At 69.6% G+C, this 11,922-nt stretch carries 11 protein-coding genes; 5 read left to right on the top strand and 6 right to left on the bottom strand.

Going from position 1 to position 11,922, the window contains the following annotated elements:
* Nucleotides 1–7: 7 nt before the first annotated feature.
* From lipA to sucB, 5 genes are read right to left on the bottom strand one after another with little or no spacing between them, the layout of a single operon-like run.
* Nucleotides 8–1,030: a lipoyl synthase gene (gene lipA, locus ACFQ9R_RS20415; RefSeq protein ID WP_358127197.1), complete on the bottom strand. Its 1,023-nt coding sequence runs from the start codon at nt 1,028–1,030 to the stop codon at nt 8–10.
* Nucleotides 1,027–1,776: a lipoyl(octanoyl) transferase LipB gene (gene lipB / locus ACFQ9R_RS20420; protein ID WP_378992462.1), complete on the bottom strand. Its 750-nt coding sequence runs from the start codon at nt 1,774–1,776 to the stop codon at nt 1,027–1,029. Before lipB ends, lipA begins: the two co-directional genes overlap by 4 nt.
* Before the next feature lie 44 nt (nt 1,777–1,820).
* Nucleotides 1,821–2,324, bottom strand: coding sequence for a GNAT family N-acetyltransferase (locus tag ACFQ9R_RS20425; RefSeq protein WP_378992463.1), 504 nt, complete (start codon nt 2,322–2,324; stop codon nt 1,821–1,823).
* Nucleotides 2,325–2,328: 4 nt separating this feature from the next.
* Complete coding sequence (locus tag ACFQ9R_RS20430) at nt 2,329–3,222, bottom strand: TIGR01777 family oxidoreductase (RefSeq protein WP_378992464.1); 894 nt, start codon at nt 3,220–3,222, stop codon at nt 2,329–2,331.
* An 11-nt stretch (nt 3,223–3,233) separates the two neighbouring features.
* Complete coding sequence (gene sucB, locus ACFQ9R_RS20435; RefSeq protein WP_378992465.1) at nt 3,234–4,997, bottom strand: 2-oxoglutarate dehydrogenase, E2 component, dihydrolipoamide succinyltransferase; 1,764 nt, start codon at nt 4,995–4,997, stop codon at nt 3,234–3,236.
* Nucleotides 4,998–5,229: 232 nt separating this feature from the next.
* Here sucB and ACFQ9R_RS20440 point away from each other — a divergent pair, with 232 nt between their 5' ends.
* Complete coding sequence (locus ACFQ9R_RS20440; protein WP_378992467.1) at nt 5,230–5,580, top strand: oxidoreductase; 351 nt, start codon at nt 5,230–5,232, stop codon at nt 5,578–5,580.
* Here the strand turns inward: ACFQ9R_RS20440 and ACFQ9R_RS20445 are convergent, their stop codons facing one another.
* The gene (locus tag ACFQ9R_RS20445; protein WP_378992469.1) at nt 5,581–7,089 is read right to left on the bottom strand and encodes a leucyl aminopeptidase; all 1,509 of its coding nucleotides are present in this window, start codon (nt 7,087–7,089) and stop codon (nt 5,581–5,583) included.
* A 137-nt stretch (nt 7,090–7,226) separates the two neighbouring features.
* Between ACFQ9R_RS20445 and ACFQ9R_RS20450 the strand changes: the two genes are divergently transcribed.
* From ACFQ9R_RS20450 to ACFQ9R_RS20465, 4 genes are read left to right on the top strand one after another with little or no spacing between them, the layout of a single operon-like run.
* Nucleotides 7,227–8,012: a hypothetical protein gene (locus ACFQ9R_RS20450; protein WP_378992471.1), complete on the top strand. Its 786-nt coding sequence runs from the start codon at nt 7,227–7,229 to the stop codon at nt 8,010–8,012.
* Nucleotides 8,009–9,094, top strand: coding sequence for a hypothetical protein (locus ACFQ9R_RS20455; RefSeq protein ID WP_378992472.1), 1,086 nt, complete (start codon nt 8,009–8,011; stop codon nt 9,092–9,094). Before ACFQ9R_RS20450 ends, ACFQ9R_RS20455 begins: the two co-directional genes overlap by 4 nt.
* Entirely contained in the window at nt 9,091–10,572 is a 1,482-nt protein-coding gene (locus ACFQ9R_RS20460) for a hypothetical protein (RefSeq protein ID WP_378992474.1), read from the top strand. The genes ACFQ9R_RS20455 and ACFQ9R_RS20460 overlap by 4 nt, the downstream gene beginning before the upstream one ends.
* Nucleotides 10,569–11,873: an AAA domain-containing protein gene (locus ACFQ9R_RS20465; RefSeq protein WP_378992475.1), complete on the top strand. Its 1,305-nt coding sequence runs from the start codon at nt 10,569–10,571 to the stop codon at nt 11,871–11,873. The genes ACFQ9R_RS20460 and ACFQ9R_RS20465 overlap by 4 nt, the downstream gene beginning before the upstream one ends.
* Nucleotides 11,874–11,922 lie beyond the last annotated feature (49 nt).

Here is an 11,922-nt window from a genome sequence, read left to right on the forward strand (position 1 = left end):
GTCTAGGTCAGCTGCCGAAGCGGGCCAGGACCGAGCTGGCTTCCTGAGAAGCGGTGCCTTCCTTGGCGAGGTGGGCCATCGCTTCGGGGATCTCGCGGCCGTGGTGGGCCATCGCCTGGGCGTAGAGACGGCCTGCCCGGTACGAGGAGCGCACCAGCGGGCCCGCCATCACACCGGCGAAGCCGAGTTCTTCGGCGACCTTGGAATGCTCGACGAATTCCTCCGGCTTCACCCAGCGGTCGACCGGGTGGTGGCGGGGGCTCGGACGCAGGTACTGGGTGATGGTGAGGATGTCGCAGCCCGCTTCGTGCAGGTCGCGCATCGCCTCGGTGACCTCTTCGGGGGTTTCGCCCATGCCGAGGATGAGGTTGGACTTGGTGACCAGACCCGCCTCGCGGGCGGCGGTGATCACGGCGAGGGAGCGCTCGTAGCGGAAGGCGGGGCGGATGCGCTTGAAGATGCGCGGCACCGTTTCCAGGTTGTGCGCGAGGACCTCGGGGCGCGAGGAGAAGACCTCGGCGAGCTGGGCCGGGTCGGCGTTGAAGTCGGGGATGAGGAGTTCGACGCCGGTAGCCGGGTTGCTCGCCTTGATGGCGCGTACGGTCTCGGCGTAGAGCCAGGCGCCGCCGTCGTCGAGGTCGTCGCGGGCGACGCCGGTGATGGTGGAGTAGCGCAGGCCCATCGACTGGACGCTCTCGGCGACGCGGCGGGGCTCGTCGCGGTCGAGGGCGGCGGGCTTGCCGGTGTCGATCTGGCAGAAATCGCAGCGGCGGGTGCACTGCTCACCGCCGATGAGGAAGGTGGCCTCGCGGTCTTCCCAGCATTCGAAGATGTTGGGGCAGCCCGCTTCTTCGCAGACGGTGTGCAGGCCCTCGGACTTCACCAGGCTCTTGAGCTCGGTGTATTCGGGGCCCATGGTGGCGCGGGTGCGAATCCACTTGGGTTTGCGTTCGATCGGTGTCTCCGCGTTGCGCGCTTCGATGCGCAGCAGCTTGCGTCCGGCGGGGGCAGAGGCGTCGACGGAAGTCACCGGACCGACTCTACGCTCGGGGCCTGTGCGTTCGCCGGGGCGGTGGTGCGATCAATGTCATGGGGCTGAACGGGAATTTCACCGTCGAGCGCGGCAACAATCGCGGCGGACACGAGGGGCTTGAGCTCGGCGACGGTGACTTCGCGGCCGAGTTCGCGGGTCAGCGTGGTGACGCCGGCGTCCTTGATGCCGCAGGGCACGATCGCCTGGAAGCCGTCGAGGGCGGAATTGCAGTTCAGGGAGATGCCGTGCAGGGCGACACCGCGCTGCACGCGCACCCCGATCGCGGCGATCTTGCGCTCGGCGAGCAGTTCGGTGGCGGGCAGCCACACCCCGGAGCGGCCGTCGATGCGGCCGCAGGTGATGCCGAGCCCGGACACGACCTGGATCAGGGCCTCTTCCAGGCGCCGGACGTAGTGGACGACATCGACGGGCTCGGCGAGGCGGATGATCGGATAGCCGACCAGCTGGCCGGGCCCGTGCCAGGTGATCTTGCCGCCGCGGTCGACCTGCACCACCGGGCTGCCGTCGATCGGCAGATCCTCGGTCTCGGTGCGGCGGCCCGCGGTGTAGACCGACGGGTGCTCGAGCACGAACAGCCGGTCGGAACCTTCGCCTGCGGCGCGCTGATCGGCGGTCTGCCGTTGCAGTTCCCAGGCGGCGTGATAGTCGATGAGTCCGAGATCCTCGACCACGATCGGGGTCGTATCGAATCGAGCGGACGCGGTGGGGCGCGTGTCGTTCACCGTTCTGACGTTACGCCGGGGGTCCGGTGCGGCCAAAGAGGGTCTCAGGGTTCGACCGGGAAGTTGCGCTGCATCAGAGTCAGGTCCATCCAGCGGCCGAATTTGTGGCCGACCTCGGGGAGTTCACCGACGGTGTGGAAACCGAAGCGTTCGTGCAGGACTATCGACGCGCTGTTGGTGGACTCGATGGCGGCGATCATGGCGTGCACGCGACCGGAATCGATGGCGCGCGCGATCAATTCGGTGAGCAGGGTGGTGGCTACGCCGCGGCGCTGGAAACCGCTGTCGACGTAGACCGAGTTCTCGACGGTGAAGCGGTAGCCGGACTTGGGACGCCATTGGCCGTAGGAGGCGTAGCCGGCCACCTCGCCGTCGATTTCGGCGATCAGGATCGGCATGGCGGCATCGGTACGGGTGGCGAACCAGGTGAGGCGGTCGTCCAGGTCCACTTCGTCGGTGTCCCAGATCGCGGTCGACTCGGCGATGTTGGTGTTGTGGATGGCGAGGACGGCGGGGAGGTCGGCCTTGTCGGCGTCGCGGATCAGCATCGGCTCACCCTCTGCCGACAGCGGCGGCCAGCGCGGCGCCGATGGTCGGGTGCTGGTAGGTGTACCCGGCCTCTTCCAGCACCGCGGGGATGGCGCGTGGGCCGTGCAGGATGGAGTCGGCCAGCTCGCCGACCAGGGCTTGCAGGGCGAAACCGGGGACGATGAACGGGGTCGGCCGGCGTAGTGCGCGGCCGAAGGCGCGGTTGAATTCCGCGTTGGTGACGGGGGCGGGGCCTGCGACATTGATCGGGCCGGAGAGCTCGGGGTGAGTGAGCGCGAAGACGATCGCGCCGACCTCGTCGTCGAGGGAGATCCACGGGAGGTACTGGCGGCCGCTGCCGAGGCGTCCGCCCAGACCTGCCCAGTACAGCGGGTGCAACTTGCCGAGCATGCCGCCGTTGCGGGCCAGCACCACGGCACTGCGCAGCAGCACGATGCGCGCGCCCGCTTCGGCGGCCGGTTCGGTGGCGGCTTCCCAGTCCCGGCACAGGGTGGCCAGGAAATCCGTTCCGGCGGGCGACGTCTCGTCGACGATCGCGTCACCGGTCCCGCCGCCGTAGTAGTGCGAGCCGCTGGCGTTGACCAGCGTCGGCACACCGGTGGCGGCCACCGCGGTGGCCAGGACATCGGTGGGAGTGATGCGGCTGTCACGCAGCAACTGCTTGTAGCCGCCGTCCCAGCGACGGTCGGCGATGCCGGCACCGCACAGGTTCACGACCGCGTCGGCCCCGCGCAACGCCCGCTCGTCGAGCTGGGCGCGCGCGGGATCCCACGCGAATTCGTCCGGTGCGGCGGGAGTGCGCCGCACCAGGCGGGAGACCTGGTGCCCGTCGCGGCGCAGTGCCGCGACGAGCGCCGTCCCGATCAGGCCGGACGAACCGGCGATGACCACCTTCATGAATTCCTCGACTACAGGCCGAGATCGGCCTCGAACGCCGAATCTTCCAGCCGGTGCTTGATGGTGGAGACGAACCGGCCCGCGTCGGCACCGTCGATGAGACGGTGATCGTAGGTGAGCGGCAGGTACACCATCGAGCGCACGCCGATGGACTCGCCACCGGCCTCGTCGGTCACCACCACCGGGCGCTTCACGATCGCGCCGGTGCCCAGCATGGCCGCCTGCGGCGGGACCAGGATCGGGGTGTCGAAGAGCGCGCCCTCGCTACCGATGTTGGTGATCGTGAAGGTGCCACCGGACAGCTCGTCGGGCTTGAGCCCACCGGTGCGCGCGCGGTTGGCGATATCGGCGATCGCGCGGGCCAAGCCGGCCAGCGACAGGTCGCTGGCGTTGTGGATGACCGGCGAGAGCAGACCCTGCTCGGTGTCGACCGCGATCCCCAGGTGCACCGACGCGTGGTAGGTGATCTCCTTGGTGTCCTCGTTGTAGGACGCGTTCACGTTCGGGTGCACACCGAGCGCCTCGACGACGGCCTTCGCGAAGAACGGCAGGTACGTCAGGTTGACGCCCTCGCGCGCCTTGAACGAGGCCTTGGCGAGCTGGCGCAGATGCGCGATCTTGGTGACATCGGCCTCGTGGACCTGGGTCAGCTGCGCGGTGGCCTGCAGCGATTCGCGCGTCTTGGTCGCGGTGATCTGGCGGATCCGGCTGGCCTTCTGCGTGGTGCCGACGAGGGCGGCCAGCTTCGGGGCGGCGGACTGCTTGGCCGCGGGCGCGGGTGCGGCGGCAGCGGCCGGAGCCGGAGCAGCGGCGGGCGCCTTCTTGGCCTCGGCGGCGGCGAGCACGTCCTGCTTGCGGATGCGGCCGCCGACACCGGAACCGGTGAGGGTCGACAGGTCGACGTTGTTCTCGTCGGCCAGCTTGCGGACCAGCGGGGTCACGTACGGGGTGCTGCCGTTGGACGACGCCGGGGCAGGAGCGGCCGCGGCAGGCGCGGGTGCCGGAGCGGGCTTGGGAGCCGGTGCCGGAGCGGGCTTCGGCGCGGGTGCCGGGGCCGCGGCGGCGGGAGCAGGCGCGGGTGCCGGGGCAGGCTCAGCCGCCGGGGCGGGCTCAGGTGCCGGGGCGGGAGCCGGTGCGGGCGCGGCGGCCGCGGGCTGGCCGCTACCGATCACACCCAGCTGACCACCCACATCGATGACGTCGTCTTCCTGCGCCGTGATCTCGAGCAGCGTGCCCGCGACCGGCGACGGGATCTCGGTGTCGACCTTGTCGGTGGACACCTCGAGCAGCGGCTCGTCGACGGCGACGGTGTCACCCACGGCCTTGAGCCAGCGGGTCACAGTGCCTTCGGTGACCGACTCGCCCAGTTCGGGCATCTTCACGGGCGTGCCGGAAGCAGCGGACGCGGCAGGCGCGGCGGCCGGGGCGGGGGCCTCGGCGGCGGGTGCCTGCGCGGCGGGCGCGGGCGCGGGTTCGGGGGCCGGCTCAGGCGCGGCGGGTGCGGCAGCAGGCTCAGGAGCGGTGGCGGGGGTCTCGCCGGCATCGCTGATCACGCCGAGCTCACCGCCGACCTCGACGATGTCGTCTTCCTGGGCGACGATCTTGGAGAGCACGCCCGCGGTCGGCGACGGGATCTCGGTGTCGACCTTGTCGGTGGAGACTTCGAGCAGCGGTTCGTCGACCTCGACCGTGTCTCCTTCCTGCTTCAGCCACCTGGTCACCGTGCCCTCGGTGACGCTCTCACCAAGGGCTGGCATCTGGACGGAGAAGGCCATGTCCTCTGACTCCTCTGAGTGTGTACCCGGCGGACATCCGTCGCGGGTCGCGGCTTTCGTCCACCCCGCCGGTCTCGGCGGAGCACCCGGGAAACGTTGGTTCTTGTTCCGGCAACCATCCTTGCACTCGTCTGTCGCGGGTGTAGCGCAGGGCGGCGATCCGGGCGAAGCTGGCACCATGGAATGTACGGCGGTGAGCAGAATTCCGCCGGAATGTAGGAGGTCGAGCCGGATGGGTTTGCTGGATCGTTTCCGTGGTGGGCGCGGTGCGAGCAGGTCAGGCGCTCGCGAGACCGCGTCGGAAGTGAGCGCCTTGGCGGACTGGGCGCGGACGCGACGCGGCGTCGAAGCTTTCGTCGAACCCAAAACGACTGTGACCGATGTCACAGCAGTGCTGGTGGCCGCGGACGGTGAGTGGACCCGTCGCATCGTCGGCGAGAAGGGCGCGCGGCGGTTGGCCGGCGCGCTGAAGATCCCCGTCTACGACGTGAACCGCACCGGCTACCCACAACGCATGCGCGACTTCGATGCCCGCCGCCGCATCGAGGAGCGGCGGGCTCGCGAAGCCGAGTTGGGGGAGTGACTACTCCGCGCCGATCTCCTCGATCACCGTGATGAGCGTGCGCACCGGGACGCCGGTACCGCCCTTGCCGATGTAGCCGAACGGGCCGCCCGTGTTGTAGGCCGGACCCGCGACGTCCAGGTGGGCCCACTGCACGCCCTCGGGCACGAAGTCCTTGAGGAACAGTGCGGCCGAGAGCATTCCGCCCCAGCGGTGCGGCGCGACATTGGCCAGGTCGGCGACCTTGGAGTTGAGGTCGGCGCGCAGCTCCGCGGGAAGCGGCATCGCCCAGCCGTTCTCGCCGACCGAGCGCGAGATCGCGGCGACGCGGTCGCGGAACTCGTCGGTGCCCATCACGCCCGGGGTGCGGGTGCCGAGCGCGACCATCTGCGCACCGGTGAGGGTGGCGACGTCGATCAGGTAGTCGGGCTCGTCCTCGATCGCGCGCACGATCGCGTCGGCCAGGATGAGACGGCCCTCGGCGTCGGTGTTGATGACCTCGACGGTGGTGCCGCCGTACTGGGTGAGCACGTCGCCGGGGCGCTGTGCGGTAGCCGAGGGCATGTTCTCCGCCATCGGGACGGTCGCGGTGACGGTGACCGGCAGGCCGAGCCGCGCGGCCAGCAGCACGGTGGCGATGACCGCCGCGGCGCCCGCCATGTCGGAGGTCATGTTCTCCATGTTGGCGGCAGGCTTGATCGAGATGCCGCCGGTGTCGAAGGTGATGCCCTTGCCGACGAGCGCGATCTTCTTCGGGCCGCCCGCGTAGGTGATCCGGATCAGGCGCGGCGGACGCGAGGAACCCTGGCCGACGCCGATGATGCCGCCGTAGCCTGCCGCGGCGAGCGCGTTCTCGTCGAGCACCTCGACCTCGAGGCCGGCCCCGACGGCGAGGATCCGGGCCCGCTCGGCGAACTCGGCGGGGTAGAGCGCGCTCGGCGGAGTGTTGACGAAATCGCGTGCGGTGGCGATCGCTTCGGCGACCAGCTGTGCGCGCAGTAGCTCGAGCGTGCCGAATTCCGGCCCGGGTACCAGCAATTCCAGGCGCACCACCGGGCGCTCGTCCGGCTTGGGCGCGCTCTTGGACTTGAACGACGAGAAGGTGTACGCGCCGAGGTAGAACCCTTCGGCCGCCGCACCGAGATCGATGCCGGACAGGGTGGTGGCGACGAGTTCGGTGCCGCTGAGCGCGCGCCCGGCCACACCGGCGCTGCGGCGTACCTGTTCGGCGTCGACCTTGTCGGCCGCGCCGAGTCCGACGGCGAGCACACTGGTGACGTCGGCCAGTGCGGCGGGCGCGGGCACCCGGGTGAGTTCCTCGGGCTTGCCCTTGGCGCCGACCGAGCCGAGAGCGTCCAGCAGTTCCGCGCGAACCTCGGCGGTGAGCACGTCGCCGAACAGGTCGGCGGGCACGATGGCCGGTCCGTTCTCCGAGGACGTCAACCCGATCACCAGCACGTCGGTGTCCGCGGCGATGGTTTCGGTGCGCGCCAATTCCGGTCCGAGTGAACGATCTGCAACAGCTGTCATTGCCCCAGGTTATTCGGTCGCTATCGGTGCTCGCATCACGAGTCCGGGTGGACGGGTGTGCGGCACGTCGGTTCGGCTGTCCCGGAAATACTGGGAATTACTGGACAATACTGGTAGCTGTGGATACGCTCCGACTCGTGACGGACTCGGCCGAGGATCTGGAGGTGCGCATCTCCGGTTTGCGGGCCGAGGTGCGACGGGCGGCCGCCGGTGGGGATCGGGCCGGGGCACGGCAATTGCGCGCCGAACTGCGCCGGGCCGAGTTGGCCTGGGACGCGGCGGTTCTCGGTTCGATGCCGGACGAGGCGTCGGAGGCGCCGGGGGTGCCGGTGCGCGAACATGTGCATCGCGCGTTGACCTTGCTGTCGGTGCCGTCGTCGCCGAAATTGGTGCTCGCCACCCATGACGCGTTCTTCTCCGGCGAGCTGCTGCCCGCCCGGCTGACGAGCCTGCGCCGTGACGAGGAGCGTTCCTTCCGGTCGGCGCCGTACGCCCGGCCGTACTACCTGTGCGCGGCCCTCACCACCGATCTGCTCGCCCCAGCGCGCGGTCTGATGGCGGTGAGTTCGTGGCCACTGGAACGGCGGATGGTCGGCCCGTTGAGTCCCCGGGTCGGGCTGCTGGTGTCGGCTATTCGCTTGGCCGAACATCTTTCGGCGCAGCCTGCGGGGGAAACGTCGGGTTTGCGCGTACTGTGGCGGCTCGCCGTGTCGATTCCTGGCATCTCCACCGCCCCGGATTCGCTCGACCCGGCGAAGGTGATCGAGGCCGCGCGGCGTGAGCTCGCGGTGCACGAGGACGAGGACGCGAGGCAGCGCAATTCGGCCGCGTGTCGGGCGGCGGATCAGCTGGCGGATCCGGCCGCACAACTATTCGGTGTTCGGCTCGGCGTAGCCGATCGGCGACGAATCGAGGTGAAATGAGCACTCTCGCAGCACAGTTGGACGAGTTGCGCGGCGAAGCCCCCGCGACCAGACACAATGCCCGCACCATCGCCGCGCTGACGGCCAATCCCGGATGTGCCCGCCGCGCCCTGCTCGACGCGGCCGCGGTGGACAAGACTGTGATCGCCCAATCGCTGGGGTTCCCGCCACAATTCGGTCAGTCCCAGTTCGCCATTACGCGCGGCAACGCTTTCGAGGCGATGGTGAAGGCGAACGGTTGCGCGGAACTGCTCGCCCTGTTGCGTGACAAACTCGGACTCACGATTCCCGAAGTCGCCTACCACGACCTGAATTCGGTGGGGGAGAACACCGGCAACGCGGTGCGGTATCAACGCACCAGGCAATTGCTGAAGAGCGCGATCGCGGCGGGCGACGGCACCTTGTTCGACCACCCCATGCTGCGGCTCGATATCGCCGGTGCGACGGCCTATCTGGAACCCGATGTGGTGGCCGTGCAGTTGGACGGCAAATTCCATGTGGTGGAGGTCAAGGCCTTCCCCGTGATCGACGGGCAGGCCGATCCGGCGCAGGTGGCGGCCGCCGCGCGGCAGTCCGCGGTGTACGTGATCGCCTTGCGCGAGTTGATGACCGAGATCGGTGAGTCACCGGAGATCGTGTCGCACAATGTGATTCTGGTCTGCGCGAAGGACTTCTCGAATCGGCCGACCGCCGAACTCGTCGATCTGCGCAAGCAACTCGCCACGGTCTCGCGCCAATTGACCAGGCTCACCGCGATTCCCGACCTGCTCGACCTGCTGCCACCCGAGGCCACCTTCGCGCCGGGGGAGCACCTCGAGAAGACGATCGCCGCCATCCCGGCCCGCTACGCGCCCGAGTGCATGTCGAGCTGCGAGCTCGCGTTCGCCTGCCGCGACGAGGCCCGCACCTGCGGTTCGGTGGACGCTCTGGGCCGCGGGGTGTGCGATGTGGTCGGTGGCATCGAGAACATCCACACGGTCCTGGGCCTGGCCGACGGGACGCTGGAACCCGGCCCCGAGCACGCCGACATCACGGCCATGCTGCGGACCGCCCATCGGCTGCGGTGGGAGATCGCCGGATGAGCGTCCTGGCGGCCCTGGCCAAGGCCGAGGCCGTGCGGGCAGGCCGCGCGCAGGCGACCGCGGCGGTGCGCCACATCCACCTCGCCGAGCGGCCGCTGGTCGCGGTGCCGTTGCGGTTGGCGGGGGAGGCGGCGGCGCCGGTGGCGATCATGATCGGCACCTCGGCCGGCGACCAGAACGTGCTGACGGTGCCGCAGCCGCGCGACCGCGTGCTGCGGTTGCGGTTCATCGAGCAACTGGCTGATGTTGTGCTGCCCTATCTTTCGACGTTTCTCGTCGAAACCGAGGAGCTCACCAGCAAGGCGGGTGAGACCTACACGCGGTGTCTCGACGCGCCCCAGATGTGGACACCGAACCCCGGCGGCGTGAATTTCCTGAAGCTGCTGGGGCGTTCGGTGCGATTTCACCGGATCGACGGGGACAACCCGGTGCCGGAGTCGATTCCGCTGCTCGGACGCTGGCTCACCTGGTTCGGTGATCGCGCCGAACATCCCGGTTCGGCGGTGCTGCCCGCGATGACGACGGCGCTGTCGTCGCATTGGGCGTCGGGCCAATCCAGCCTCGAAGACGGCAATCTCGCGGCCCTGCTCGGCTGGATCGATCCGCCGCCCGGGTCGACCGGCGCGGAAGCCGCTGCCCTGGCCGAGGACCCGCTGCTGTCGCCGCCCGCGGGTCCGGCCACCGATCCCGGATTCGACAACGAGGAACTCGCGCCGCTGATCGCCGCCTACAACGCCGCACTTGACGACTCCGCCAGATCTGTCGCGGCCGAACGGCTCGAGCGCTCGCTGCGTGGCCAGCTCGAACCCACCTGGCAGCTGATGTGGCGTTCGATCGAGCTGCTGAGCGCACTGCCCGAAGGCGCCAGCGTCGAGAACCGGTGGACCGATGATCGCGGTGCGTTCTCCCGCTTCGCCGCCGATGTCGCGGAGGGTATTCCGCAGGCCCGCCGCGATTCCGCCGTTCCCGCGGTGCGCAGACTGCTGGAGCGGGAACGGGCGCTGGAAGCCCTGCAGGGGCAGTGTGCTTTCGATGATCCGCTGCGCATGCTCGAGCACCGTGTCAGCGGAGCGGCTTTCCGCGGCACCGTCACCCACAGTGAGCCGGAGCGCCTCGATCGTTCGGGATCGCGTCCGAAACTGCGCCCGCACATCCACATTCGCACCACCGACCCCTTCATCGCCGTGGCCGGGGAGGAACTGACCTGTGTCGAGCGGCCGAAACAGTCCGGGCTCGTCGTCGAGATCGACGGTGACACGATCGTTCTCGAACTGTCCGGCGGAATGGGGCGCAAACTCGTCGCTGAGCCGGGCAGTGTTCCGGAGGAAGGCGATGACCTCGGTTTCGCCCGCTTCAAACCGGCACCGTTCAACGGGATGCTGAACCTGCCCGCGCGCGAGGAGACGCCGTGGACCCACGGGGGCCCGCCGCCGGAATGGACCCCGCCGACCGACGAGGAAGGGGACGAACTCCAGTGACCACACCGGACGAGGCCGTCGCCGGAATTCTCACCGACCTGCGCGACGAGAGCCATCGCGCGATCGTCGTCGACTCCCCACCGGGGGCGGGCAAGTCCACGCTGGTCGTGCGCGCGGCTCGCCAGCTCGCCGAGGACGGCGACCAGCGGATGATCGTCGCCCAGACCAACGAGCAGGTCGACGACCTCATCGACCGGTTGGCCGCCGCCGATCCCGCGCTGCGGATCGGGCGGCTGTCCAGCGCGGCCTACGTCGTGAGCGATCGGGTGGATCGGCACGGCAATGTCCGGGTCGCCAAGCAACCCGGCGACCTCGCCGACCGCGCCATCGTCATCGGCACCGCGGCCAAGTGGGCCACCATCACCGAGGGCAGCTGGTCGCACGCGATCATCGACGAGGCGTACCAGATGCGCTCGGACATGTTGTTGCGTATCGCGAATCGGTTCGATCGCGGGCTGTTCGTCGGCGACCCGGGACAGCTCGACCCGTTCGCGACCGTCGAAACCGCGCGCTGGGCCGGTCTCACCTGGGATCCGACGATGAGCGCGGTCAGCGTGATGCTGGCCAACAACGATCACATTCCCACCCACCGGCTGCCGGTGTCCTGGCGACTGCCCGCCACTGCCGCACCGGTGGTGTCGAAGGCGTTCTACCCCTTCACCGAATTCCAGTCCGGCACCGGACTCGGGGACCGGCGCCTGGACTTCACGACCCGCGGTCTGGGTGGGCCGGTCGACGCGGTGCTGGAGGAGGCGGCCGAGTCCGGATGGGGCTGGTACGAATTGCCTGCCCGGCACACCCTGCGCACCGACCGTGACGCCGTCGCCGCACTCGCCGCGATCGCGGCCCGGCTGATCGAACGCGGCGCTACCGCCCACTCCGAATCCGGCAGCCGCCCGGTGACCACCGAGCGGGTCGCGATCGGCACCGCGCACCGCGACCAGGCCGACGCCATCCGCACCGCCCTGCGCGGTACCTGTGCCGAACCCGTCACTGTCGATACCGCCAACCGGCTCCAGGGTCGCGAATACGACGTCACCCTGGTGCTGCACCCGCTCTCGGGCCGCCGCGACGCCAGCGCCTTCCACCTGGAGGCGGGCCGGCTGTGTGTGCTGGCCTCCCGGCACCGCCACGCCTGCATCCTCGTGGGCCGCGCGGGCATCCCCGAACTCCTCGACGCCCACCCCTCCGCGGACCCTGTCCACCTCGGGGTGCCGGTGAAGTTCCCCGACGGCTGGGAGGCGAATCAAGCCGTGCTGAGTCATCTGTCGAGCCATCGGGTGCGAGCGGCGGCGCTGTAAACCGCACCTGGCGTTCAGATGCTGTGAGTTAGCCTGATACACCCTGTGT

This window comes from Nocardia sp. NPDC056541, assembly GCF_042794235.1.
Lineage (GTDB): Bacteria > Actinomycetota > Actinomycetes > Mycobacteriales > Mycobacteriaceae > Nocardia.